The organism is Thermosynechococcus sp. PKX82 (genome assembly GCF_031583255.1).
GTDB lineage: Bacteria > Cyanobacteriota > Cyanobacteriia > Thermosynechococcales > Thermosynechococcaceae > Thermosynechococcus.
Map to the genome: position 1 here is coordinate 2040859 of NZ_CP134169.1, position 24453 is coordinate 2065311.

Annotated in this window: 24 protein-coding genes; 10 read left to right on the forward strand and 14 right to left on the reverse strand. The window is 54.7% G+C overall.

The features are described from left to right. Positions 1-60: 60 nt before the first annotated feature. The 5 genes from RHH53_RS10140 to acpP all read right to left on the reverse strand — a co-directional run bounded on the left by RHH53_RS10140 (position 61) and on the right by acpP (position 4527). Positions 61-471 (reverse strand): hypothetical protein, encoded by a 411-nt coding sequence (locus RHH53_RS10140; protein WP_190278265.1) that lies wholly within the window; start codon positions 469-471, stop codon positions 61-63. 4 nt (positions 472-475) lie between these two features. Beyond that, on the reverse strand, positions 476-877 hold the full coding sequence (locus RHH53_RS10145) for a hypothetical protein (RefSeq protein ID WP_206200055.1): 402 nt from the start codon (positions 875-877) through the stop codon (positions 476-478). A 107-nt stretch (positions 878-984) separates the two neighbouring features. Next, positions 985-2979, reverse strand: coding sequence for a transketolase (gene tkt, locus RHH53_RS10150; protein ID WP_206200056.1), 1995 nt, complete (start codon positions 2977-2979; stop codon positions 985-987). Between the two features lie 35 nt (positions 2980-3014). Continuing rightward, on the reverse strand, positions 3015-4277 hold the full coding sequence (gene fabF / locus RHH53_RS10155) for a beta-ketoacyl-ACP synthase II (RefSeq protein ID WP_206200057.1): 1263 nt from the start codon (positions 4275-4277) through the stop codon (positions 3015-3017). A 4-nt stretch (positions 4278-4281) separates the two neighbouring features. After that, a complete protein-coding gene (gene acpP / locus RHH53_RS10160) occupies positions 4282-4527 on the reverse strand; it encodes an acyl carrier protein (protein ID WP_149819108.1) in 246 nt (81 codons plus the stop codon). Between the two features lie 221 nt (positions 4528-4748). On the opposite strand from acpP, the gene RHH53_RS10165 reads away from it, so the two are divergent. From RHH53_RS10165 to RHH53_RS10195, 7 genes are all read left to right on the forward strand, one after another. After that, positions 4749-7013 carry a ribonuclease R gene (locus RHH53_RS10165; protein ID WP_310438411.1) on the forward strand — a complete coding sequence of 755 codons (2265 nt, stop codon included), beginning with the start codon at positions 4749-4751 and terminating at the stop codon, positions 7011-7013. Positions 7014-7049: 36 nt separating this feature from the next. Next, complete coding sequence (fmt, locus tag RHH53_RS10170; RefSeq protein WP_302678209.1) at positions 7050-8045, forward strand: methionyl-tRNA formyltransferase; 996 nt, start codon at positions 7050-7052, stop codon at positions 8043-8045. Positions 8046-8177: 132 nt separating this feature from the next. Next, complete coding sequence (locus RHH53_RS10175; protein WP_206200060.1) at positions 8178-8501, forward strand: ribbon-helix-helix domain-containing protein; 324 nt, start codon at positions 8178-8180, stop codon at positions 8499-8501. A gap of 44 nt (positions 8502-8545) precedes the next feature. Further along, positions 8546-10075, forward strand: coding sequence for an AAA family ATPase (locus RHH53_RS10180; protein ID WP_206201683.1), 1530 nt, complete (start codon positions 8546-8548; stop codon positions 10073-10075). A 120-nt stretch (positions 10076-10195) separates the two neighbouring features. After that, positions 10196-10549 (forward strand): DUF1257 domain-containing protein, encoded by a 354-nt coding sequence (locus RHH53_RS10185; RefSeq protein WP_149819118.1) that lies wholly within the window; start codon positions 10196-10198, stop codon positions 10547-10549. Positions 10550-10796: 247 nt separating this feature from the next. Beyond that, the gene (locus tag RHH53_RS10190) at positions 10797-11621 is read left to right on the forward strand and encodes a site-specific DNA-methyltransferase (protein ID WP_206201684.1); all 825 of its coding nucleotides are present in this window, start codon (positions 10797-10799) and stop codon (positions 11619-11621) included. Further along, the gene (locus RHH53_RS10195; protein WP_310743747.1) at positions 11609-11914 is read left to right on the forward strand and encodes a hypothetical protein; all 306 of its coding nucleotides are present in this window, start codon (positions 11609-11611) and stop codon (positions 11912-11914) included. Before RHH53_RS10190 ends, RHH53_RS10195 begins: the two co-directional genes overlap by 13 nt. 78 nt (positions 11915-11992) lie before the next feature. Here RHH53_RS10195 and RHH53_RS10200 read toward each other — a convergent pair whose 3' ends face one another. From RHH53_RS10200 to RHH53_RS10215, 4 genes are all read right to left on the reverse strand, one after another. After that, positions 11993-12379, reverse strand: coding sequence for an IS630 transposase-related protein (locus RHH53_RS10200; protein ID WP_310743748.1), 387 nt, complete (start codon positions 12377-12379; stop codon positions 11993-11995). 142 nt (positions 12380-12521) lie between these two features. Beyond that, positions 12522-14732, reverse strand: a complete 2211-nt coding sequence (locus tag RHH53_RS10205; protein WP_310743749.1) for a glycosyltransferase — start codon at positions 14730-14732, stop codon at positions 12522-12524. 31 nt (positions 14733-14763) lie between these two features. Beyond that, positions 14764-15843, reverse strand: a complete 1080-nt coding sequence (locus RHH53_RS10210) for a PIN/TRAM domain-containing protein (RefSeq protein ID WP_149819124.1) — start codon at positions 15841-15843, stop codon at positions 14764-14766. A 49-nt stretch (positions 15844-15892) separates the two neighbouring features. Further along, positions 15893-16855 (reverse strand): HMA2 domain-containing protein, encoded by a 963-nt coding sequence (locus RHH53_RS10215; RefSeq protein ID WP_206200065.1) that lies wholly within the window; start codon positions 16853-16855, stop codon positions 15893-15895. A gap of 105 nt (positions 16856-16960) precedes the next feature. Between RHH53_RS10215 and RHH53_RS10220 the strand changes: the two genes are divergently transcribed. The 3 genes from RHH53_RS10220 to RHH53_RS10230 are packed head-to-tail and all read left to right on the forward strand — an operon-like array spanning position 16961 to position 19536. After that, positions 16961-17983, forward strand: a complete 1023-nt coding sequence (locus tag RHH53_RS10220) for an ATP-binding cassette domain-containing protein (RefSeq protein WP_310743750.1) — start codon at positions 16961-16963, stop codon at positions 17981-17983. Beyond that, on the forward strand, positions 17983-18393 hold the full coding sequence (locus RHH53_RS10225; protein ID WP_302677676.1) for a hypothetical protein: 411 nt from the start codon (positions 17983-17985) through the stop codon (positions 18391-18393). The genes RHH53_RS10220 and RHH53_RS10225 overlap by 1 nt, the downstream gene beginning before the upstream one ends. Before the next feature lie 3 nt (positions 18394-18396). Beyond that, the gene (locus tag RHH53_RS10230) at positions 18397-19536 is read left to right on the forward strand and encodes an LptF/LptG family permease (protein WP_206200068.1); all 1140 of its coding nucleotides are present in this window, start codon (positions 18397-18399) and stop codon (positions 19534-19536) included. On the opposite strand, the gene RHH53_RS10235 is transcribed toward RHH53_RS10230, so the two are convergent. The 5 genes from RHH53_RS10235 to ndhO all read right to left on the reverse strand — a co-directional run bounded on the left by RHH53_RS10235 (position 19533) and on the right by ndhO (position 24377). Beyond that, positions 19533-20714 (reverse strand): M20 family metallopeptidase, encoded by a 1182-nt coding sequence (locus RHH53_RS10235; RefSeq protein WP_310743751.1) that lies wholly within the window; start codon positions 20712-20714, stop codon positions 19533-19535. The genes RHH53_RS10230 and RHH53_RS10235 overlap by 4 nt on opposite strands. A gap of 38 nt (positions 20715-20752) precedes the next feature. Then, positions 20753-21235: a CYTH domain-containing protein gene (locus RHH53_RS10240; RefSeq protein WP_206200070.1), complete on the reverse strand. Its 483-nt coding sequence runs from the start codon at positions 21233-21235 to the stop codon at positions 20753-20755. Positions 21236-21238: 3 nt separating this feature from the next. Next, positions 21239-22702: a carotenoid oxygenase family protein gene (locus RHH53_RS10245; protein ID WP_310438109.1), complete on the reverse strand. Its 1464-nt coding sequence runs from the start codon at positions 22700-22702 to the stop codon at positions 21239-21241. Then, the gene (locus tag RHH53_RS10250) at positions 22699-24054 is read right to left on the reverse strand and encodes a folate/biopterin family MFS transporter (RefSeq protein ID WP_310743752.1); all 1356 of its coding nucleotides are present in this window, start codon (positions 24052-24054) and stop codon (positions 22699-22701) included. Before RHH53_RS10250 ends, RHH53_RS10245 begins: the two co-directional genes overlap by 4 nt. 110 nt (positions 24055-24164) lie before the next feature. Then, positions 24165-24377, reverse strand: coding sequence for a photosynthetic/respiratory NAD(P)H-quinone oxidoreductase subunit O (gene ndhO, locus RHH53_RS10255; RefSeq protein ID WP_181494778.1), 213 nt, complete (start codon positions 24375-24377; stop codon positions 24165-24167). Between the last annotated feature and the right edge of the window lie 76 nt (positions 24378-24453).

Here is a 24453-nt window from a genome sequence, read left to right on the forward strand (position 1 = left end):
CGGGTCGCCGTGGGGCATTCCCTGTGGCAACCTTGGTTAATTTTCTACAAAAAATTAAAATTAAGGGGGATCTAAGCCGGCAAATAGGGCGGCAACCACCTGTGCTGCCTTCTGATCGAGCTTGTGCCAGTCCACCTCCCCAGCAGGGTCAAAGAGGCTGAGGTCAGCTTGCACCTCCCCCACCTGAAAGTCATGGATGCCGCTGTAGTCGAGTTCTGGGGTGTACTGCTGAAAACAAATTTGGTAGCACAGCTCCCACAGGTTCACCCGCTCTTGGCGATCGCCCTGACGTAAGTGCAGCCAGTAGAGAATTTGTGGTTCGGCTTCACCACAGGGAATCTCAACGGTTTCATAGGTGCCCTGCCAAGGGGAAGTTTCTAGCGATCGCCGCAGATGATCAAGCAGGCGAATCAGTGCCGGTTGAATCAGTTGTGCCGCTGCATACCAAGGATGATCTGTGTTGGCCGTCATGAGACTAAGCGAGGGGTTTTTTGACATTGTAGGCTTCGTGGGAGAGCACACTACGGGGTTCAATGCGATCGCCCGTGTCATAGCAGATGAGGCGATAGTCATAGCTCAGGGGAATACTAATAATGCGGCGATCGTGATTCAGGCGCTTGCCCTTGAACTGGCGATAGTCGGCCCCTGCAAGGAGTTCTGCAATCACTTGGCGGGCTTTGAGGACAATCCACTTGGGCAATCCCTGTAGATCCACCACATCCTTGGCAAAGGTGGCCTCCCACTCCTGCCGTGCCAGTCGTGCCTGTTCCCGTTCTGCTACCTCTAGAGCTTTTGCTTGGATCAACTGAGCGCAGTAGTGGCAAACCTGACCATAGCCTTGGTGGCCGCAGGGAAATTTTTTCCGACGACGTGGCATAGGGCGTTCTCAAAAAAACTCAAAAAAAGCAAAACAGGGCAGAGAGTTATACCCCCCACCCTGAGCATCTATTGATATTTTCCGTCTAAAGGCGTACCACCGGCAACTTAGCCAAGCAGGGCATTGGCCTTGGCCACCACATTGTCCACCGTGAAGCCAAATTTCTCCATGAGGACGTTACCGGGAGCCGAGGCACCAAAGCGCTCGATCGACACCGTTGCATCGGCATAGCGGCACCAACCAAAACTCGAAGCCGCTTCTACAGCAAGGCGTTTTACCCCCGCAGGGAGCACACTGGCTTTGTACTCAGGGGATTGCTCCTCAAACAGTTCCCAAGAGGGCATGGACACGACCCGCACCTTCTTGCCACTGGCCGTCAGGGTTTCAGCAGCCTTGACACAGAGGGAGACTTCTGAACCGGTGCCAATCAGGATCAAATCGGGTGTCCCTGCACAATCTACCAGCGTGTAGGCACCTTTGGCGACATTGGCCGCAGAGGTACCGGCCAAGTTGGGGACATTTTGCCGCGTCAGTGCCAAGAGGGTTGGCTGTTTGCGGCGTTGGACGGCCACTTGGTAGGCACCCGAGGTTTCATTGCCATCGGCAGGACGGATCACCAGTAGGTTGGGAATGGCACGCAATGAGGCCAAGGTTTCCACGGGTTGGTGGGTAGGGCCATCTTCACCAAGAGCAATGGAGTCGTGGGTCATCACATAGATCACCCCCGCTTGGGAGAGGGCTGAGAGGCGCAGGGCAGGCCGCAGGTAATCGGCAAAGACCAAGAAAGTGGCACAGTAGGGAATCAAGCCGGAATTGTGGAGAGCAATGCCGTTGCAGATGGCGGCCATGCCGTGTTCCCGTACGCCAAAGCGAATGTTGCGATTTTGGTACTGGCCTTTTTGGAAGTCACCGGAGCACTTGAGCTCGGTGAGGTTGGAGTGGGTCAAGTCGGCAGAACCGCCAATGAGTTCCGGCAGATTGGGGGCGATCGCGTTCAGGCAAATTTCCGAATGCTTGCGGGTGGCCACAGCCTTATCTTCAGGAGTGTAGCTCGGCAGATTGGCATCCCAGTTGGCGGGCAGCTCACCCCGCAGCAGCCGTTCAAATTCGGCAGCCTCCTCAGGATACTTTTGGCGATAGGTGGCGAGGGTTTGGTTCCACTCCGCTTCATAGCTAGCACCGCGCTCCACGGCTTTGCGGAAGTGGTTGAGGACATCCTCGGGGACAACAAAAGGCTCATAGTTCCAGCCAAGGTTTTCGCGGGTGAGCTTGACTTCCTCAGGCCCAAGAGCAGCGCCGTGCACCCCAGCGGTGTTGGCTTTGTTGGGGGAACCATAGCCAATGGTAGTGGTGACTTTAATGAGTGAAGGTTTATCGGTTACGGCTTTGGCCGCTTCAATGGCTTTGGCAATGCCCGCAAGATCCGTATTGCCATCGGCGACGTGCTGCACGTGCCAACCATAGGCCTCAAAGCGCTTGCAGACATCCTCTGTAAAGGCAATGTCGGTGGAACCGTCAATGGAAATGTGGTTATCGTCGTAGAGGGCAATGAGTTTGCCTAAGCCCCAGTGACCCGCAAGGGAGCAGGCTTCGCCGGAGATGCCCTCCATGTTGCAGCCATCGCCAAGGATAACGTAGGTGTAGTGATCCACTAGTTTGACATCGGGCTTGTTGAAGCGAGCCGCTAAATGGGCTTCCGCCACTGCTAAGCCAACGGCGTTACAAATCCCTTGACCGAGAGGGCCTGTGGTCACCTCCACACCGGGGGTTTCAAAGTTTTCCGGGTGACCGGGTGTGCGCGATCCCCATTGGCGAAACTGTTTAATGTCCTCGATGGTGACGCTGTCGTAGCCCGTGAGGTAGAGCAGGGCATACTGCAACATACAGCCATGACCCGCCGAAAGGACAAAGCGATCGCGATTGAACCACTGCGGATTTTTGGGGTTAAACCGCATGAACTGGTTCCACAGCACATAGGCCATGGGTGCTGCCCCCATGGGTAGGCCGGGGTGCCCGGAGTTGGCCTTTTGCACCGCATCGATCGCTAGGAAACGAATCGCATTAATACAGAGTTCATCAAGGGATTGAGTCACCGCAGGCATTGCTTTCTCTCTCTAATTGGGTTTGCAGCAGACAGTTAACGATCGGGAGTAAATTTGCGGAAGGCCAACGTCACGTTGTGCCCACCAAAGCCAAAGGAGTTGGACAAAGCCACCGTCACCGGACAAGCCCGGCTCTGATGGGGAACATAGTCCAGATCGCAGGCAGGATCCGGTTGCTCCAAGTTAATTGTAGGGGGGATGCGATCGTGGGCAACTGCCATCACCGTTGCGATCGCCTCAATACCCCCTGACCCCCCTAGGAGGTGCCCCGTCATGGATTTTGTCGAACTCACGGGAACGCGACGGGCATTTTCCTCACCAAGGGCACGTTTAATGGCGGCAGTTTCCGTACTGTCGTTGGCGGGGGTACTTGTACCGTGGGCATTGATATAGCTCACCTGATCCGGGGCAATCTCCCCATCCTTGAGGCAGGCTTCAATGGCACGGGCCGCCCCTTCTCCCCCCGGTGAGGGAGCAGTCATGTGGTAGGCATCACAGGTCAAGCCATAGCCCACCATTTCTGCATAGATGCGTGCCCCCCGGGCAAGGGCAAATTCCAATTCTTCAAGGATCAAGATGCCTGCCCCTTCCCCAAGGACAAAGCCATCGCGGTTGAGGTCAAAGGGACGGCTGGCATGGTGGGGGTCATCATTGCGGGTGGACAGGGCACGGGCTGCCGCAAAACCCGCCACCGATAGGGGAGTAATCGCTGCCTCAGTACCGCCACAGATCATCGCCTTGGCATAACCGTGCTGCACCATGCGGAAGGCATCGCCAATGGCATTGGAACCCGCTGCACAGGCGGTCACGGAACAGGAATTGGGGCCTTTGGCACCGGTGTGAATGGCGGTGAGTCCGGCGGCCATATTGGCAATCATCATCGGGATCATAAAGGGACTACAGCGATCGGGCCCCTTGGTGAGATAGACCTCCTGCTGATCCTCCATCACCTTTAGCCCGCCCACACCCGTACCAATAATGATGCCAATGTCAGTGGCATTGCCCTCGTCAATCGTCAATTGGGCATCTGCAAGGGCTTGCTTACTGGCAGCCACGGCAAATTGAGCAAAGCGATCCATGCGTTTGGCATCTTTGCGATCCATGTAGAGGGTGGGATCAAAGCCACGCACCTCACCCGCAATGCGGCAGTCATGACGACTGGCATCAAAAGCCGTGATGTAATCAATGCCGTTGCGACCGGCCATTAACCCTTCCCAATACTCCGCAAGGGTGTTGCCGAGGGGGGTAATTGCCCCCATCCCCGTGACAACGACCCGTTTTTGGTGCGCCTTTGCCATGGATCTATGCAGCTACCTTATTGTTGATAAAGTCAAGGACATCTTGGACGGTTTTCAGTTTTTCCGCCTCTTCGTCGGGAATTTCCACACCAAACGCTTCCTCAAGTGCCATGATCAACTCCACGGAGTCAAGGGAGTCAGCATTGAGATCCTCGGCAAAACTTGCTTCGGGCACAACTTTTTCTGCATCAACACTGAGTTGATCGGCAACAATGGCTTTTACTTTTTCGAGAATTTCAGACTGATTCATAGATGCCTTAACCGGATGGACAACGATTGAGAACAGTAATTGATGCGGGCGATCGCCATTCCTCAAATCTAGGATGTTTCGTGCCCAGAATCAACGCGCCATAATTATAGGACAGATTGGGGATCCCCTAGGATGCTTCCGCAACTGTGATAAGCTACAGTTTGGATACTTGACACCAACAACGCTACATCCACTATTGCCCTCCCTTCACCGAGTTGCCGATGCATTTTACGATTGCCAGTCTGCTTGCCAACTTTAGCGAAGATAAATTTGTTGCCCCCAAGGTTCTCGAAAAAAAACTCGGCTGTGACGATCCTGAGAGCCAGCGAGAACTGGAAATTGCCCTCGATGCCCTAGAACGCATTGGCCTGCTTATTAAAGAACGGGGCAAGTATCGCCGCGCTAGTGATGATGGCTTGATTGAAGGGCGGCTGCGCTGCTCCAGCAAAGGGTTTTGCTTTGCGATTCAGGATACCGAGGGTGCCGAAGATATTTTTGTGCGCGAGCATCAACTCAGCACTGCTTGGAATGGCGATCGCGTGCTGGTGCGGGTCACCCGTGAAGGCCGCCGCAAGAAATCTCCAGAGGGGGAAGTGAAACTGATCCTTGAGCGGGGAAACCCCTCGGTGATTGCCCGGGTGAAACAGACCGAAGATGGGTTTCGGGCCACACCCCTCGACGATCGCCTGCTCTTTGAAATTGCCCTTGAACCCAATGACCTCGTCCCCGATCTATCCACGGTGGTGGATCAACTGGTGCATGTGAACATTCGCCGCTATCCCTTGGGGGGGTACCTGCCGACGGGGGAAATTGGCCAGATCCTAGGGAGTGATGCCCAATCGGCACCTGCTTTGGACTTGATTTGCTGCAAACATAATCTTGTCCGCCAATTTAGCCCCGCCCTGCGGACAGCAGCCGCCACCTTAAATGCCCAGTTGGAAACCTTGGACTTGAGCGATCGCCAAGACTTGCGGGAACTGGTCACCATTACCTTAGTGGCTCCCGGCCAAGAACCCCAAGTGGCCTTTTCCCTCGATGCCCTCGAGCAAAATCTCTGGCAGTTGGGGATTCACATTAGCGATGTGGGGGGATTGCTCCCCCGCGATGAACTGCTGGATCGCACTGCTCGCCGTCAGGGTATGACCCTCGCCACCCCTGAACTGAGTTTGCCCCTCTTGCCGCAGGAATTGGAGAGGTTGCGCTTGCTGCCGGGGGGCGATCGCGCTGCCATTTCGCTGCTGATGGTGATCAACAATGCCGGTGAAGTTCAGTCCTACAGAATTTACCGCAGTTGTATCCGCGTTGATGCCTGTGTCACCAGTGAGCAGGTGGCGGCCACCCTTGCCCTAGGGGATACTTCCGGTGATTGGTTGCGTGCCCTGATTCACCTTGCCAATGCCGTGAGTCAGCAACGACAGGCACGGGGGAGTATTGAAGTCACCCCAGCGGATGCCCTGAGCCTTGCCTATGCCGATGAGGGTCTCGCCCCCGCCATTCCCCTACCGAGGGTCACCCCTTGGACAAGCTTAGTGATCCTTGCCAATGAACTCCTTGCCCGTCATTTGGCGAAGTTGGGGGTACCGGCTCTCTACCGCACGCAGCCTGTGCCCGAACTCTATGCCGTGCAGGATTTTCTCAAGCTCTGCCAAAATCTCAACTTGCCCTTGAGCCTAGACAATCCCGCGCAGGTCACGCCCCGCGACTGTCAGCGCTTTATGGCACAATTGGCCACCTCGGATCTGGCAGCCGTGTTGCAGGAACTGTTGCTCGATAAACTCAAACCCGCCAGCGATGCCGCCGTGGCGCTGCTCCACTTTAGTTTGGCCACTGGCGAGGGCTATGGCCATTTCTGCTCACCCCTCCAACGCTACACTGACATTGTGAATCAGCGCATTTTGCACATTCTCCTGACGGAAGGGCGCGATCGCCGCGGGCCACGGGCAAAAGAGCGCGTCAATCTTGGCGAATCCAGTTGCTTGGAGCAGGTGAATTGGACCGTCTTCACCACCGATACCCAGCGGGAAGTGGACACCCTGGTTAATGAATTAGCCCCTCACCTCCAAGAGCGGGAGCGGCAAACCTACGCCGCATGGAAAGATTTGGTGGGCTTGCAACGGGTGCGCCAAGTCCAAGCCTGCATCGGCGAAGTGCGTTCGGGCATTATTACCGGCGTGCAGTCCTATGGCTTCTTTGTGGAACTGATTGACTTTAATGTTGAGGGCTTAGTCCACGTCAGCTCCCTCAAGGATGACTGGTATGAATACCGTGCCCATGCCCAAACCTTGACGGGTCGGCGTAACCGCTTGCGCTACCGCTTGGGCGATCGCGTGGAAGTCCTGATTAAAAATGTGGATTCCTACCGCCAGCAGGTGGATTTGGCGGTCATTAGTGGTGGCTCCCAAGCGACGGAAGAAGATCTGAACGGCGCTAGTGATGGTGGGGAAGCCCTCACTCCTTCTGAGGATGACGCTCCTGAGACTCTCTAAACCAGCAGTTGACGTTTTGCAGGGAGTGGGCAGCGATTGAAAATCGTTTATTTTGGCACACCGGAGTTTGCCCTTGCGCCGCTACAACGGCTGCTGGAAACAGAGACCTATCAAGTGTTGGGGGTGGTCACCCAGCCCGATCGCCGACGGGGACGGGGCAACCAATTATCGCCTTCTCCGGTCAAGGCCTTAGCCCTTTGTCACGGGTTACCAGTTTGGCAGCCGGAACGTCTGCGTCGGGATCCAGAGCTGCCTGAGGTCTTGCGATCGCTAGGCGCTGATGTCTTTGTGGTGGTGGCCTACGGTCAAATCCTGCCCCCGTCGATCCTTGAGATTCCCCGTTACGGCTGCATCAACATCCACGGCTCGCTGCTGCCGAAGTATCGCGGTGCCGCTCCCATTCAGTGGGCACTCTACCATGGCGAAGGGGAAACCGGCGTGACGACGATGCGCATGGATGCGGGTATGGACACAGGCCCAATGCTCCTGAAGCGCAAAGTAACGATTCATCTAGGAGATAACGCTGCTACCCTCAGTGCCAAGCTCAGTGACATCGGTGCCGACCTCCTACTAGAAACCTTGCAGCAACTGCCACAGCTTCAACCCGAACCCCAAAACGACGCTGAGGCTACCTACGCACCGCTCATTCAAAAAAGTGACTATGCCATTGATTGGGGGCGATCGGCCCTAGCCCTTCACAACCAAGTGCGCGCCTTTTACCCCTATGCCTATACCCAGTGGCAAGACACCCCCTTGAAACTGCTGCAAACGTGGCCATTGGTGCCCGAAGTGAGGGCCGAATTACCGGAACCTTTACAGTCTTTTGTTTGTGAGCCTGAGGCAGCTTCCGCCCCGGGTACGGTGGTAGAGCTAATTAAGGGATGGGGCCCCGTGGTACAGACGGGCAAGGGTCGCCTGCTGCTGAGTCAAGTGCACTTGAGTGGTCGCAAAGCCCAATCGGGGTGGGATTTTGTCAATGGGGTACGGCTGGCGATCGCCACTCAATTCGATATGATGCCCTCAGCCCTGTAACTGAGTTTTAAGCACGCGGGGCTTAATGTAACTAAATGTTACGATTTTGCCGTTTTGACAGCATTTCACCTTGACACCCCTCGGATCGGCTCACTACACTGGCACACATACCTAGGTACGTCTCTAACCCCTATGGAAGATAAGCAAAAGGTTACGTTGTATCTATCCCCCGATGTGCACCGCCAGCTCAAGATTGCCGCTGTCGTCGAGCAGGAAACGATGTCCACCCTTGCTGAACGTGCCATTGAATTTCTGCTGGCTCACCCAGACGTACTGGCGGAATATGCCGAGCAAAAGCATGGCAATGTGCATCGGGTTTACCACTGCCCAGAGTGTGCTAGTGCCCTTGTCCTGCGGGGGGATGAGCTAACGGCCTTGGTCAATCAGCCCACAGTGATTGATGACGACAGCCTCAGTGTTCCTTCGCTCTCCGTCGAGTTGGTGTCTGCCCGCTAGTGGCGGGGGTGTTGGGTCAGCCTTGAAAGAAGGAGGTGATTGCTGTGCAAGAAGAATTGAGTATCCTCATCCAAGCGCAATATCCGTTGATCTACCTCCTGACCTCTGAAGAAGAGCGGGCTGAGCAGGCGATCGCCACCATTGCCCAAAGTCAAGTCGGGCCTCAAGGGCGGTCTCCCCGCAAGCTCTACATCTGGACAGTGACCCACGGCATGGTCGAGTATGGCCATCCCCGCAACAACAGTCACCACAACACTGTCTCGCCGGAAGCTGCCATTCAATGGGTTGTTCACCAACGGGAACCGGGCATCTACGTCTTCAAGGATTTGCACCCCTTCATTGATTCGCCCCCTGTGACTCGTTCTTTACGGGACGCGATCGCCAGCTTCAAAAGCAGCCACAAAACCATTATTCTCATGTCCCCAGAAGCAGCGCAGCGGATTCCTGTCGAACTGGAAAAAGAAATCGTTGTCGTTGACTACCCCCTACCCAGTATCAACGAACTAGATCAGGTTCTCGGGGAGCAACTGGATCCCCGCAATCGCCGCCTCACCCCTGAAGTACGGGAAAAACTCGTCAAAGCCACCCTTGGCCTGACGCGGGATGAAGCTGAAAAAGTCTTTCGCAAAGCCAAAGTGACCGCTGGGCGCCTTACGGAAGCCGAAGTGGACATCATCCTCTCTGAGAAAAAGCAACTCATCCGCCGCAATGGCATCCTCGAGTATATGGAAGTGGATGAAACCATTGATTCGGTCGGCGGTCTAGAGGAACTGAAAGTCTGGTTACGCCAACGCTCCAACGCCTTCAGTGAAAAGGCGCGTGAATACGGCTTACCGCAACCGAAGGGGATGTTAATTTTGGGGGTCCCCGGCTGTGGGAAGTCCCTGATTGCCAAAACCACCTCCCGCCTTTGGGGCTTGCCGTTGCTGCGCCTTGATATGGGGCGCGTCTATGACGGTTCAATGGTGGGGCGATCGGAAGCGAATTTGCGCAATGCCCTGAAAACCGCTGAATCGATCTCCCCTGCCATTCTCTTCATTGATGAAATGGACAAGGCCTTTGCGGGCGGAGCAGGCTCCTCGGACTCCGATGGCGGTACCTCAAGCCGGATCTTTGGCTCCTTCCTCACTTGGATGCAGGAGAAAAAGTCTCCCGTCTTTGTCTTGGCGACAGCCAACCGCGTCGAACGGCTCCCCGGTGAATTTTTGCGCAAAGGTCGCTTTGACGAAATTTTCTTTGTGGATTTGCCCAATGCCGAGGAGCGCAAGGAAATCTTTCGCATTCACCTCACCAAGCGCCGCCGCGACATTGATCGCTTTGACCTCGAGCAACTCGCCAATATCTGTGATGGCTTTTCAGGTGCCGAGATTGAGCAGGCCATCATTGCTGCCATGTACGAAGCCTTTGCTCAAGGGCGCGAGTTTACCCAGTTAGACATTATTGCCGCTAGCCGTGCCACTCAACCCCTTTCCAAGACGATGCAAGAGCAGGTCACGGCACTGCGTGATTGGGCACGCCAACGGGCGCGTCCGGCGGCTGCTTCAGTGGCTGAATACCAGCGACTGGAGTTTTGACAAGCTTCCTTCTGTCTGCCCTGCGCAGATGGGAGAAAGACCCGACCACAGGGGTTTGGTTCGCCATAAATTGTGGTTCATTCAGTCCAATGTTTCTGTCTCAATCTGGAGGAAATCCACATGTCTCACTTCAGCACCCTGCGTACGAAAATTACCGATGCTGAAATCTTGAAAGCGTCCCTGCGGGATCTGGGCATTACGGTGAAAACCAATGCCGATGTGCGTGGCTACAATGGCCAACGTGTTCGCTCTGACATCGTCGCTGTCCTCGATGGCGAGTATGATCTGGGCTGGTCTCGCAATGCTGATGGCACCTTTGATCTGATTGCTGACCTCTGGGGTGTGGCCAAAAAACACAACCAAACGGAGCTGATCAACTCGATCAACCAAAAATATGCCATCAACAAAACCTTGGCTGAGGTGAAGCGTCCTGGCCTTCAGAACGCCAACGTCAAGCTTGTGGTGCATAGCTAATCCTGTTGCCAATTGCTTTGTACTGTCTAGCGCGCGTTCCCAAGTAATCCGCTGGCTGACTCCCTAGGGGTCGGCCTCTTTTTTTATCTCAGGATTACGAATATGGTATTTTGGCGGTACAGGGAAGGATGGCTTATAGTTATTGAGTTCTGGCCAGCACATTCAAGAGCGTTTTTCTCCAGAGGCTAAGCTAGTCGTTGCCAGTGGAGATGTCTGTGAGGTGATTCGTCAGGTGCCGGATAAGGCCATGACGCTCATCTTTACGTCGCCGCCCTACAACCTCGGCAAGGCCTATGAAACCCCGGTGGCGATTGAGGACTATCTCCAAAGCCAAAGCCAAGTGATTGCCGAGCTATATCGAGTGCTGCGGCCAGAGGGAAGTTTGTGCTGGCAAGTGGGGAATTTTGTTCAAGGGGGAGAGGTGTATCCCTTGGATATTTTGTTTTATCCCCTGTTCAAGCGGTTGGGTTTGAAGCTGCGCAATCGCATCATCTGGAAATTTGGCCATGGTCTCCATGCCACAAAGCGCTTTTCTGGCCGCTATGAAACGATTCTCTGGTTCACGAAGTCCGATCACTACATCTTTAATTTGGATGCCGTGCGTATTCCAGCCAAATATCCGGGGAAACGCCATTTCAAAGGTCCCAATAAGGGCAAACCCTCGGGCAATCCCTTGGGCAAAAATCCATCCGATGTCTGGGAAATCGTTCTTCAGGATTGGCAAGAACTGGTGTGGGATATTCCCAATGTCAAGTCCAATCATCCTGAAAAAACATTGCATCCCTGCCAGTTTCCCATTGAGTTAGTGGAGCGGTGCGTTCTCGCCCTCAGCCATGAAGGGGATTGGGTCTTTGACCCCTATATGGGGGTGGGATCATCCCTCTTGGCTGCCCTAATGCACAATCGGCGGGCGATGGGCTGTGAAAAGGAACCCACTTATGTCAACATTGCTCGCCAACGGATTCAGGCCTATGAAAATGGCACCCTGCCCTACCGTCCCCTCGGCAGACCGGTGTACGCCCCCACAGGGCATGAGAAAATAGCCCAAGTTCCTGAAGAGTGGCAACAGTGAATTGGCGATCGCTCGATGAACGGGTACGCATTCAATCCAAGTGGGTGACCTTGATTGCCGAGAAGTGGTTGACGGACACAGGTGAAACCCTAGAATACTGGCGGGTAGAAAAGGCGGACTCGGTGATTGTCCTGCCGCTGCAAGGGAAGGATTTAATCTGCCTGCCGCCAACCTTTCGGGTGGGGGTTCAGCGAGCTACGGTGGATTTTCCCGGTGGCAGAGTAGGGTCGGATCAAGATCCGATCGCGATCGTGCCGCAAATTTTTGACACAGGAATTGGAAATTACCGCTAATGTCATTCAAGGAATCACCCCGATCAGTGAGCAGCCTTGGCTAGTCAATATACACCACCGTTTCCTCGCCGTGACTCTCTACCCATGTGTCGAGCTGCTGTTGATACGCTTGTCGCTCTGCCTCACACCGTTCTTGGTAACGCATCTGTTTTTTTTTCGGGTGATGCCCATCTGGGCGAGGGCATAACTAATGGTGGAAACTTGAACGCCAAATCGCTGGGCACGGTCGATTAAACGGTCATCGGGATGGGCAGCAACATCGGCTGCTAAGGCCGCCCAATCCAGCTTCCAAGGACGACGGGGGACAACTGTGGGGGCTAAGTCGTCTCGCTTCAGCCAGCGATGGATAGTGGCGCGGCTCACCTGAAAAATTTGAGTCGCTTCACTGATTTTGCCACCTTGCTTGATATAGGAGACAACCCGCTCTCGTAAGTCCAAGCTATAGCTCATATTCTTGAGTAACATTCATGACGCTTTGAGTATAGCCTATGCCTCTTGAAAATATCTCACTCCCTTTGGAAACAGCTATAGCTATACGTTGACATCTCCCCTATTGCCAAACTTTTATTTTCCCCTAGGGCAAATTTTTGAGCTATGAGCCTATCGGTCAATTATTGCTATAGAGGCTAAAGAGCGATCGAAAGTCAAAGAGACGAATCAACATTGGCCAAAAGGCATCTAGGCCATTGGGGGCTTTGGGTTTGTGCCACCATGTGAGGCCACCATAGAGCAGTTGTACGAGGTGCCGCTGTGCCTCATCACTGACCTCTAAAAACCGCAGGTAAATGCAGCACCGCTCCTCTTCAGTGCGGGTACGAACCACGGCTGCGGTGACGCTAAAGTCCTGTTCCAAAAAGGTCAGCGTGCCGACGGTATCTCTTTGGGCTTCGATAAAACGCCCTGCGGTCAGCAATAGGGCAGCACCAGTCTCCGACACATCGCGGGTATAGCCCCAGTAGGTTTGATCCCCCAGTTGGAAACGACATACAGTGCAAACGGGAAAGCGATCGCTCTGACGGCGGGTGGGCTGATCAATGGAGGACAGAACCGCAATCAAGGCAATAAAGGCGTTGTAGAGCGTCCAAGCCAGCATCACCTCTAAACCCGCCCGTTCATACTCCATTGGTGGCCAGATATGGAGCCAGTAACCCCCATAGCGGATAAAGACCCCCACTCCGACTGCAATCACAAACGCCGCCAGCGGCCATGTATAGCGCAAATTCAACCGCTTCCGATTGGAGAGGGTGCCCTTATTAGTGACAATGCTGCCAATTTTACCGAAGGGATTGCGGAGGATTTTAATCAGTTGCACCATCCCCGGAAAGGCAAAGGTCACCTCATAGACTTCACCCCAGACGGAAAAATACCGCCCTTCTGTCGCCCAGCTAAAGGTGGCAATTACTAACAGCGTGTAGGGCAGGGCATAGAAAAGGTACTCACCCAATGTCGCCACCGTTAAGGAGATGCCTGTCATTAGGCTCAAAAACGGACCAACGAGAAAGCACGTGCGGATAAAGGGATTAATGTTGTGCAAGAGCAGCGAGAGGTGGCAACTGCGCTGAAACCACGACAGTTTTGACCAAATGGGGAGATCATCACCACAGAAATAGATTTGCATATTCCCCTGTAGCCAGCGCAGCCGTTGCTCCAGATGATCTTGGAAGTTGCGAGGAGACTCCCCCATGCTGAGGATTTCGTTCAGATAAATCAGGCGGTAGCCAGCAATTTGCATCCTTGTCCCCGTTTGGAAATCCTCGACCACACAGCGGGTGTAGTATCCGCCTACGGCTTCTAGGTCACGGCGGCGCACCACATAGGAGGTGCCACAGCAAATGATGGCGTTGCCAAAGTCCCGCCCCGGCTGAATAAAGCCAAAAAAGTACTCCATATCGCCGGGCATCATGAACTCAATGCCAAGGTTTTGGGAGTGGTAGTCAGGGTTAAAGAAGTGCTGGGGGGTCTGCACCATGGACACGTGATCATCTTGAAAGAAGCCCACGGTGCGGCTCAGGAAGTTCTGAAAGGGAATAAAGTCGGCATCAAAAACAGCAATCAGTTCACCAGTGGTGTATTTCAGGGCATGGTTGAGGTTCCCTGCTTTGCGGTGCTCATTGGTGGGACGGGTGAGATAGTTGACCCCCAGATGCTCACAGAGATCCGCAATTTCCGATCGCCGACCATCATCGAGGACATAGATACTTTTATTTCGGTAGTTGATCGCCTGACAGGCCACAATCGTCCGCCGCAAAATATAGGGAGGCTCATTATAGGTGGGAATAAAAATATCCACACTGGGGCAGTATTCACCACTGAGAACCGCCTGCTGATAGTAATTGGCCTGTCGCGATCGCCATGCAGTCGTCAGCCATGCCGTCTGATAGAAGTAAAGCAAATAGGTGAAAAAGTAGAGCACCTCAAGACCATAGAAGCCAATACTGGCAGTAAAGCTCAACCAGTGGGCATCATTGAGCGTCACCCAGCCCCGCCACACCAGATAGCGGCAGCCAAAGAGAATAACAATGAAGCGAATGATCAGGCGGCTAACATTATTGCTGGGAATAAAATTGAGGGCAACTGCCATCACTGCTGCAAGGACAATGGGCCACCACACGCTTAAATCATCGGTGGGCATCTGCAGGAGGTCAGGCAGAGGCCGCAACTGATCGGGATTCACTAAATCAATGGGAAAGAGCGTCGGTCGCCACACCGTCGCCAACAGCACACCAAAGAGGAATAGGATGCTGAAAACAAAAAGACCCCAGACCCACGGTGAAACCAGTTGCGGGGGGGAAGTGGGCTTGGGTGGCTCATGGGTCATAAGGAGACCCCCTAGGGGAAAAAGAGGAAATTTAGGCCATCGTCGGCATTTGCAGGCGAGCAAAAATCATGCGGCCTGCCGAGGTTTGCAGGGCACTGGTCACAACCACCGACAACTGATCGCCAATGTGATCCACCCCCTCTTCGACAACCACCATCGTGCCATCCTCAAGGTAGCCCACCCCTTGCGCTGGTTCTTTCCCTTCCTTGAGAATCTTCAACTCCAGCGTATCGCCGGGGAGGTAGATGGGGCGCAGGGCTTGCGCTAACTCGTTGACGTTAAAGACATCCACTTTTTGGAAGCGGGCAACTTTGTTGAGATTCAAATCATTGGTGACAAGGGTGCCGTTGATTTCTTGGCACAGGCGCACCAGCTTGGCATCCACCGTTGTTAATTCTGGATAGTCTGCGGAGTGAATGACAATGCGATCGCCCAAACTGGCTTGGAGACGATTGAGAACATCGAGACCCCGCCGACCGCGAATCCGTTTTTGCTCATTCCCCGCATCGGCAATGAGTTGCAGCTCCTGAAGCACAAACTGGGGCACAATGATTTGCCCTTCGAGTACCCCGAGATTCAACAGTGCCTCAATGCGGCCATCAATAATGCAACTGGTGTCCAGTACCTTTGCTCGGGCAGGTTTGAGCATGCCCTCAGCCAAGAGACTGCTGGCAACGGCATTGGGGTTAATTAACCGCAGCAGGGCAGGCCCGTGACTATCGGCCAAGGTGGTTCCCGAATAGGCAAAGACAATACTGGTGAGAACAGCAATCAGGGGTTTAATAAAGGAAAAATCTTTGGGAATGGGCAACAGGAAAATCGGTGCCAGCATCAAGTTGGCCAAGAGCAACCCTACCACCAGACCCACAGCTCGCGACAAGAGCGTTTCTGGGGGCAATTGGCGGATACTGCGCTCAAGACGATGGTAAAGGGACTGCAACAATAAACCAAGGGCAATGCCAACAATGGCGCCAAAGCCAGCCATGACCCACTGCAATCCCCGCACATTGGCCACTTGAGCAAGAACCGTTTCTGGCAGAAGGTCAATGCTGTTGAAGCCAACGGCAATTCCCATCACGACGATAATGAGGAGTAAGATGGTATCGAGCATTAGTTCGCTCCTGTCGCGCTGGACATCTCCATAGGCCATTACTTTAGGATTATACTTTTTTCTCTTTTGCTGCGGTGTTGGGCTGCTGCATATCGAGATGGCGACTAATGCGGGTACCGGCTCGGATGCCCTCAGCTTCCGCTTGAGGCCCCAGAATGGCTCGTGCTACCATGCCACCGAGGGTCGCCCATAGCGTTTCCTTAGTGAAGGTTTGACTGGTTTTCACCCACCACTCTAGAAAAAGATGCAGGGATGGGGGAGGAGGTTCCTCAGGGGATGGCGCCGCCAACTGTCGCCCGAGATCTTCCCCCAGTTGCGAACCAACCATATTGCCCACTACGCGCCCGACGGTTTCGCCCACAGGCCCCAAGACCACTTGCCCTGCCAAACCGCCAGCAATTTCACCGGCGGTACCCCCGATTTTGTCACCGCTGTGAATCTCCAAGGCTTTCGCGACCCGTTCCGGCGTTGCCTCAAGGGCAGTAAATTGCAGTTGGGTGATTTGCTCCGTGGCTTCCATCCCTAATCGCGCACCAATCACACCGCCAACAAAGGTGCCCACTTGCACCCCCATGACCGCACCCGCAGGCCCCATAAACAGGCCACCCGCCGTTCCCCCCACCATGCCACCAAGAATATCGCCCACGTAGCCGCCCATGAGAAATCCGCCCATGGAGGTGAGTTTGTTGCCCACCTCTTCAGGTTCGAGATCAAAGGCGCGGGTGAGGTTTTGCAAGCCCTTATTGCCTTGGCCAATGATCTGGACATCCCCCCAAAATTGAATGGCCGCCAACAGTTGTAGGGGCGTGATTTGCTCGAGGTGATACTCAATGGTAATTGAGGCGGCAAGGGGGTTAACGTGAACAGATTTGATCCCTTGGAGGGTTTTCAGATAGGCACTCAGGGAATCGCGAAAGGCAGCATCCGTTTTCAGTTCTTGAATCCGCAATCGCAGGCGATCGCCCGTGAGGTGCATGACTTCGGCAATCGGCGCAGTTTCGGCAGTGGCCATGGGAAACCCACCCAATAGGCTCTAGCTGCCGTTGTAGCACGCGCACCAAAGTAAGGAGGAAGATCTGTCAAAATGTTAAGGGAATCACACACAGAGTGAATGACCATGACAGCCACGGTAAAGGTCGAACATCTCAAGAAGTCCTACGGTACCATTACAGCGGTGGCCGATGTCTCCTTTAGCGCCCATCAAGGGGAAATTTTTGGGGTGCTGGGGCCAAATGGCTCAGGGAAAACGACAACACTGCGCTGTCTGTGTACCCTCTCGCGACCGGATGCTGGGGTATTGGAAGTCTGTGGTCTTTCGGTTCTCCACCAACCTCATTTAGTGCGCCAAAAATTAGGCTATGTGGCTCAGGAGGTGGCGCTTGATAAAATCCTCACGGGTCAGGAATTTCTAGAATTACAGGCGGCGCTGTACCACATTCCCCGTGCCCTGATTCCAGAGCGCATTGAAGCAGTGCTGGCACGGTTGGATTTATTGGAATGGCACGATCGCCAGTGTGGTACCTACTCGGGTGGCATTCGCAAACGCTTTGATCTCGCAGCAGGACTACTGCATCAACCCCAAGTGCTTGTCTTGGATGAACCCACCGTAGGCCTCGACATTGAAAGTCGCCAAGTGATTTGGGATGTGCTGCGGGATCTCAAGGCTCAAGGACTGACGATTATCTTGACCAGCCACTACCTTGAGGAAGTGGATCTCCTTAGCGATCGCTTGGCGATTCTGGATAAAGGGCGCGTCATTGCCAGCGGCTCTCCCGAGGAACTCAAGGCCAATATTGGGGGCGATCGCGTCACGTTGCGGGTACGAGAATTTACACCGCGTCAAGAGGCACAAATGGCCCAGACCCTTCTCAGTCAATTGGACTGCGTGAAATCGGCGCTGATTAATGCCAACCAAGGCAACTCCTTGAATCTGGTGGTCACAGATGCGGCTGTGGCGATCGCAGCCATTAGAAGGGCGCTAGAGGAAGCAGGACTCCCCCTCTTTAGCGTGGCGCAGTCACGACCCAGTTTAGATGATGTCTATTTGGCCGCCACGGGTCAAACCCTCTTGGATGCCGACTTGGCAGCAGCGGCGCAGCGGGACAGCAAACAGTTGAAAAAAGAGGCCATGCAACGCTAATGGGGCAGCCAATTCTTTGGGTTCATGGAGACTGCCTCGACCCCACGGCGCCCATCTTTGACCGCTATCCCCACGCGCCGGCCATTTTTGTTTGGGATGTAGCGCTCCTCAAGGAGTGGCAAATTCGCCTGAAGCGGCTGGTCTTTCTCTATGAGTGCCTGCTGGATCTCCCCGTGGCAATGTACCGGGGTGAGGTCGCTCCCTTGGTGAATGCCTTTGTTGAGGTGCACGGGGGCGATCGCGTGGTGACAATGGCCAGTCCTAGCCCGCGCTTTCGCGCCATTTGTCAGCAATTGGCCTATCCAGTGGAGATCCTAGAGCCAGAACCCTTTGTCACGTTACCTGCCAATGCCGATTTGAAGCGATTCTTTCGTTATTGGAAGTTGGCAAAACCCCGCTTGGGACTATAAAAGATGCTGGCGATCGCCCGATCCCTTGAGAAGATGCCTTGGCAGCCGCGATTCTCCCTGTTGGATCGCTATATTCTGCGGGAGATGATTCGCCCCTTTGTCTTTGGTTTTGGCATTTTTACGGCGATCGCTGCCGTTATTGGTACAGTGTTCTACCTCATTCGCAATATGGTGGAGCACAACCTTGGCATCCTCAGTGCCCTTCAAGTCTTTTTTCTGCGTTTGCCCACCTTTGCGGTGCTGGGCATTCCCATGGCGATGCTCTTTGGTTCGCTCCTTGCCTATAGTCAACTCTCCCGTCGCAGTGAACTGATTGCTTGCAAAAGCTGTGGGGTGAGTCCGCTGCGTTTAGTGCGACCGGCGCTCCTAGCGGGGTTCTGTGCCTTGCTCTTTACCTTTGCCCTCAATGAACTGGTGGCTCCCCCCATGGCCTACCGCGCCATCAAGACCTTGGAAGTGGCGATTCAACGCCCCCAACCTACCTTTCAAACCCGCAATATCTTCTACCGTCGTTTTGCTGGGGGGCAGCTTCAGCAACTCTTTTTTGCCCATCGTTTTGATGGCGAGGTCATGGGTCAAGTGACGGTGTTGAACTTTGAGCAGGGGCAATTGCGAGAAATTATTACGGCGCAGGAAGCCCAGTGGCAGGGTTCGGCGTGGCTGTTTCGGCAGGGCACCTACCACCACCTGACCCGCGATCGCGACTATGACGTGGCCGAGACCTTCTCAGAACGAACATTTGCCTACCCCCGCACTCCCCTTGATTTGGCCATGGAAACGCGGGCACCAGAGTTTATGACCAGCCGCGAAATCTATCAGTACTTGCAAGTTTTGGCGGAAAGTGGCGATGCCAAACGTCTGCGGCAGTGGCGGGTGCAGTTGCAGGAAAAGCTCTCCCTTCCCGTTTTGTGCCTGAGTTTTGCCGTTGTCGGTGCCGTTTTGGGCATCAGTTCTCCTCGCCAAGGACAGGGGCGTGCCTTTGGTCTCAGTGTGGCGATTATTTTTGGCTATTACGTTGCTGCCTTTATTTTCACCGCCTTTGGCGAGGGGGGAGCAGTGTCGCCCATCGTGGCCAGTTGGTTACCGAAGGTTGTCGTCAGCGCGATCGCCCTCGGCATGCTCTACCACGCCAATCGGCACTAGTAGGGAATCTGCCAATAGCGACAGGCCGCATGGGCAAGGGTCATCACGCCCACAGGGATAGCTTGTTCATCGACATCAAACTCCGGGTGATGCAGGGGATAGTTGGGGCGATCGCGAAACCCCACCCCAAGGCGAAACATCGCACCGGGGGCATGCTCTAGGTACAGGGCAAAATCCTCTGCCCCAAGGGACGGTTCCGGCAAAATATGCACATGGGGGGCACCCACCACATCAGTCGCCGCCTCCGCCAGCAGTTGCGATAGGTAGGGCGTATTTTCCACCCCCGGTACGCCCCGCCGATAGTGGAGTTGGTAACGGGCACCGTAGGCATGGCAGACATTGGCCACAATTTGCTCAATCCAGGTCGGGAGGGTGGCACGGGTTTCTGGATGGAGCGATCGCACCGTTCCCTGAAGCGTCACCTGATCGGCAATGACATTGGCAGCCCGTCCCCCTTGAATTTTGCCAAAGGTGACCACCACGGGTCGCAGGGGATTCTGCGTGCGGCTAATGGCCTGTTGCAAAGCACTGATCACTTGAGCGGCAATCCAAATCGCATCTACCGCTTCATGGGGGCGGGCACCGTGGCCCGATTCTCCCAAAATCGTTAACTCAATGTCATCGGCAGCCGCCGTCAACGCCCCATAGCGTACCGCTACTTCCCCTGCTGGAATGGTGGGAAACACATGGAGCGACAAAATGGCACTCACCTCTTTCATCGCGCCATCGGCAATCATCCAACTCGCCCCTTGGGCAATTTCTTCCGCTGGTTGAAAAATAAACCGCACCCGGCCGGGGAACTCCTCCTTGAGGGCTGCTAACACCATTGCCGTGCCCAGACCCACCGTGGTGTGGACATCATGACCACAGGCGTGCATCACCCCGCTATGTTTTGAGCTAAACTCGAGTCCAGTGCGCTCTTGAATCGGCAGGGCATCCATATCGGCGCGAATGGCCAAGAGCCGCTGTTCTTTAGGATTCCCCACCAGTTCCGCAATCACCCCCACTTTGCCCACATCCTGCTGTACGGTTAAGCCGGCGGAGGAAAGTACCCCCGCCACATAGGCAGCGGTTTGATGTTCTTGGCCACTCAATTCGGGGTAGCGGTGCAGATGGCGACGAATTTCAATGAGACGGGGGGTGAGGGTTTGGGTAATCTGGCGAATCCGAGCAAGCATAGCGCAGCCGTGGCGATATTTTTGTATCCTATCGAATTTCAGGAATTGCCGGTTGCCCACTCCTGATAGGGGTGCTCCGCTAAGTAGGCATTGGTATAGCGGGGGTCGTCGGTCACCTCAAGGCCAATCCAAGGGGGTAGAGTCAGGGGATAGTGAGCACGGGGCAATTCAATTTCTGCCAAAATCAGGCCAGTACAGGCGCCAGTAAATTCATCCACTTCCCAACACAGATCACCCGCTGGAATACGATAGCGGTTTTTCTGGATGATGGGTTGTAGGCACAATTCCGCGAGGAGTTCCCTTGCATCAGCAACGGGGATAGCATACTCATACTCACGGCGTTGGCCACCGCTGGCTTTGCCCTTGATCGTGATCCATGCCTCCTCCCCCGCAAGACGCACCCGCACCGTGCGCTCAGGAACTGTGGACAGGTAGCCTTGGGCAAATTGGGACACACTTGTGACCAGCGATCGCCATTCTTCGCCTATGACAAGGAACTTGCGCTCAATTTCGATGCCCATTGCCTAGACCGCTGTGGTAAATGAACCGTGGAGACCATAGGGAATGTGGTGTTTCAAGCGCAATCGTGCCACTGGCCCGGCGCTAATGGCTGCCGCATCAAAGATGAGTAACTGCGATTTGTGGCAACTGGCATCATACACCACCTGCAAAAGCCAGCCATCTTCTTCCCCTTGGGCACCCTGCCAGAGAAAGTCACCCTTTTGCAGACCCCGCGGGACAAAAATGGGTTCACTGGCAAAGCCACGCGGCGCCGCCGACCAAAATTGTTCCTCGCCCGTCTGGCGATCGCACCGCCACAGAGCCTGGAGAGGCGCATTGGTTTTCGGATCATGCCCTGCCGCCAAATAGGTGTAGCGATAGGGTTGCCCCACCTTGGCCGGATGCACTACGGGAAATTCACAGGGGCGATCGCTGACCACTTGCCAATCCACCGCCTTGGTTTTGGGGTTCAATTGAATCCGCCACAGCAGGCTTGAGGGCAGCGCCGCAAAATTCACCTCCCGAAAATCCATGCCCGGTTCGAGATTGGGAAAGTGGCTGTAGGCAATGGACTCCACATGAATTTCATCCCCAGCTTCGTAGGCATTGGCATGGTGAAAGACAAAACAGGCGGGCATCGTCAACATCTGGGGAGTCCCACCCCGACGAGGCAGCAGCCAAACCCGTGTCGGTTCCTGCGCATGGAATTGAATGCACTGGGCAGCGCCCCGCAGTCCCAGCAGATAGGGCAGCGGATTTAACCGCACTGGATTTTGAAAGACAATGGCGTAGTTGGGGGTCAGGGCAAAGTCATGGATAAAAGCAAACCTCGGAATCTGAAATACGGGTTGCGAGACACACTGACCACTGGCATCAAATTCATAGAGTGTAATGCGGGTGCTGAGGCCGGGCTTGACACCAAAATTCACGAGCCGCTGCGTCTGAGGATCAAAGCGGGGATGCGCTGCAAAGGCATCCCTCTCCTTGAGGAGACCCCCTAGGTTGTCGAGGCCAATGGTTTCTAGGGTCACAGGGTCAAGGCAGTAGGGCAGACCAGCTTCCCAGAGCGCCAGTAATTTGCCCCCCCAATAGATCACATGGGTATTGGCAATGTTTTTGACCCGAATATCGAGGAAATTGGCCAGCCAGCCCCCCGGTTTTTGGGTGCCAAAGACACCGCGATAGAGAAGGCGATTGGCCTTTTCCTCCGCCAAAAATCCGGCGGTACGCACGTAGCGATTGCGAAAATGCACCCGTCCCTTCTCAAAGCGAAAAGCACAGATCATGCCGTCGCCATCAAAGGGATGGGCTAAGGGCACTCCCCCGCGCTCCAACCGTCCAGGGCCATTGCGGTAGAGCGTTCCCACCAAATCCGTGGGCACCGTACCTTCGACATCCTCAATCCAATAGTCATATTCTTGGGTGAGAGATTCGGTCCCCCCCCGCCAATCCGCCATCGTGTAGGGGCGATCTAAAACTCCAGTCATGAGACACTTGGCTCCAACTCAACAGTGACAGAGGATTGAGAGGCGGGCGCCGGCACCTGCTGCGGCAACCAGTTCAACAGGGGTAGGGGCAATAGCGTACTCAGGTTGGTAATGAGCACCAGCAACCAGAGGCGATCGAAGTTATGCTCGGTAATCCCCAGCCAGTGGGTCAGCAGTGCCCCCAACTCATGGGAGACCAGATTGGCAAGGTTGCTAATGGACATCAGCAGCGCAAAGAGGGTGGCCTCAATCCCCGGCGGACACAGCCGCGCCGCCAACACGAGTACCGGCATAAAGGCAATCTGCCCCATAACTGCCAAAATGAGGCTATCCCCCAAGCTAAACCACTGGTCACTAATGCCCCATTGGCGATTGAGGTGGGTGACCAAAATCAAGCTAGAGAGTCCCAAAAGGGCTGAGAGAATCGTGCTCCAGAAAAAAATGGTACGAATGGGCAGCGTTTTCAAGTAGCGCTGGAAAATCCACACCCCCAAGAGGGAGGCGATGCTAGTGACAAGGCGCACCCGCCCCAAAAACTCCGCCTCAAAGCCCAATTCATTCGTTGTGAAGAAAAAGAAGGCTGATTCCGAGCCGGGGGTGGCTTGCCAGAGGAAGAGAAACGCCACCGGCAACCAAATCCGTTTTTGCATCATTGCTTGGCGCACACGGTTGATGTGCTCCCAAGTCTGACGCAGTTGAGGCCGAGCCGTAACCCGTGCTTCGGCGATCGCCCAGGCAACCCCCGACATCAAGAGCGGAAACGCCGCTGTAATTTGAAAGACGGTACGCGGACTAAACCACTGCAACAGTTGGCCACTAAAGTAAGCGGTGAGGATGCCTCCCACGGCAGTCGCTGCCCAACTTAGGGATTGCAGCGTTCCCATTTCAGTCGCCGATTCTTGGCGTGCCCGTTCCACCACCAGTGAATCGACAATCACATCACTGAGGGCGATCGCGATCGAGGCTGCGAGAATCGCTGCCGTTGCCTGCCAAGGGGTAGCTACCCACGTCCCCAAGCTCAACCACGCCCCACAGCCCAGCAAGCCCGACAGAACCAGATAGGAACGGCGACGAAATCCCAAAAGCGGCACACTATCAGAAATGAGGCCAAACACCGGCTTAATGACCCAAGGCAGCGCAGCCACACCCATTAATGCTGCCACTTCCGCCGGCGACAGCCCCAACTCATCCTTAAAGAAAAAGCTAATGGCCAGCCGTGCTAAGCCCAACACCCCTTGGACAAAATACACCAGCAAAATGGCTAAGAGTTCGCTACTGGGTTCTTGCCCAAAAAGGAGCGTCTCCTTGAGCCACTGAAACCAGCGTTGAGGTTGCGAAGGTTGAACTAACATTACCAAATGTTAAGCAACAGCATTGCCTCCATCATATCCAGACAAGCTGAAAATTGCTAACACGGGTACTCTTCATTGGCTCCTAGACTCGCAAGAGACCCTAATGGCGGTTATTTGGCAACCTCCAGTTGATCGAGGCGCAGCCAAACTGTAGGGGTGGGCACTGGAAATTTAATCTGCGCATAGTCACCGCGAATCTCCACCACCTCGCCCCGTCCCTCAAAGAGATAGGGGGGATAGCGATGATCACTGGCCAAGGCCTCAACACTGTTGGCCAATTTTTCAGCAACGACCTTTACCAAATCTCCCTTTTTAATCGCCATAGGAAACCCTAACGCTGCTCAGCCCACATTCTATCCTAAGGAGAATTGCCAAGGGCTTTAAGTCTGTTGATGAATC

What these genes read in the sequence shown, in the direction of transcription:
- RHH53_RS10140 (WP_190278265.1), bottom strand. Translation starts at nt 471, where the DNA reads ATGACGGCCAACACAGATCATCCTTGGTATGCAGCGGCACAACTGATT.
- RHH53_RS10205 (WP_310743749.1), bottom strand. Translation starts at nt 14,732, where the DNA reads ATGACCCATGAGCCACCCAAGCCCACTTCCCCCCCGCAACTGGTTTCA.
- tkt (WP_206200056.1), bottom strand. Translation starts at nt 2,979, where the DNA reads ATGCCTGCGGTGACTCAATCCCTTGATGAACTCTGTATTAATGCGATT.
- RHH53_RS10190 (WP_206201684.1), top strand. Translation starts at nt 10,797, where the DNA reads ATGACGCTCATCTTTACGTCGCCGCCCTACAACCTCGGCAAGGCCTAT.
- RHH53_RS10235 (WP_310743751.1), bottom strand. Translation starts at nt 20,714, where the DNA reads ATGCTTGCTCGGATTCGCCAGATTACCCAAACCCTCACCCCCCGTCTC.
- RHH53_RS10210 (WP_149819124.1), bottom strand. Translation starts at nt 15,843, where the DNA reads ATGCTCGATACCATCTTACTCCTCATTATCGTCGTGATGGGAATTGCC.
- RHH53_RS10225 (WP_302677676.1), top strand. Translation starts at nt 17,983, where the DNA reads ATGGGGCAGCCAATTCTTTGGGTTCATGGAGACTGCCTCGACCCCACG.
- RHH53_RS10175 (WP_206200060.1), top strand. Translation starts at nt 8,178, where the DNA reads ATGGAAGATAAGCAAAAGGTTACGTTGTATCTATCCCCCGATGTGCAC.
- fabF (WP_206200057.1), bottom strand. Translation starts at nt 4,277, where the DNA reads ATGGCAAAGGCGCACCAAAAACGGGTCGTTGTCACGGGGATGGGGGCA.
- RHH53_RS10230 (WP_206200068.1), top strand. Translation starts at nt 18,397, where the DNA reads ATGCTGGCGATCGCCCGATCCCTTGAGAAGATGCCTTGGCAGCCGCGA.
- RHH53_RS10145 (WP_206200055.1), bottom strand. Translation starts at nt 877, where the DNA reads ATGCCACGTCGTCGGAAAAAATTTCCCTGCGGCCACCAAGGCTATGGT.
- RHH53_RS10165 (WP_310438411.1), top strand. Translation starts at nt 4,749, where the DNA reads ATGCATTTTACGATTGCCAGTCTGCTTGCCAACTTTAGCGAAGATAAA.
- RHH53_RS10200 (WP_310743748.1), bottom strand. Translation starts at nt 12,379, where the DNA reads ATGTTACTCAAGAATATGAGCTATAGCTTGGACTTACGAGAGCGGGTT.
- RHH53_RS10220 (WP_310743750.1), top strand. Translation starts at nt 16,961, where the DNA reads ATGACAGCCACGGTAAAGGTCGAACATCTCAAGAAGTCCTACGGTACC.
- RHH53_RS10240 (WP_206200070.1), bottom strand. Translation starts at nt 21,235, where the DNA reads ATGGGCATCGAAATTGAGCGCAAGTTCCTTGTCATAGGCGAAGAATGG.
- ndhO (WP_181494778.1), bottom strand. Translation starts at nt 24,377, where the DNA reads ATGGCGATTAAAAAGGGAGATTTGGTAAAGGTCGTTGCTGAAAAATTG.
- RHH53_RS10215 (WP_206200065.1), bottom strand. Translation starts at nt 16,855, where the DNA reads ATGGCCACTGCCGAAACTGCGCCGATTGCCGAAGTCATGCACCTCACG.
- RHH53_RS10185 (WP_149819118.1), top strand. Translation starts at nt 10,196, where the DNA reads ATGTCTCACTTCAGCACCCTGCGTACGAAAATTACCGATGCTGAAATC.
- RHH53_RS10250 (WP_310743752.1), bottom strand. Translation starts at nt 24,054, where the DNA reads ATGTTAGTTCAACCTTCGCAACCTCAACGCTGGTTTCAGTGGCTCAAG.
- RHH53_RS10245 (WP_310438109.1), bottom strand. Translation starts at nt 22,702, where the DNA reads ATGACTGGAGTTTTAGATCGCCCCTACACGATGGCGGATTGGCGGGGG.
- acpP (WP_149819108.1), bottom strand. Translation starts at nt 4,527, where the DNA reads ATGAATCAGTCTGAAATTCTCGAAAAAGTAAAAGCCATTGTTGCCGAT.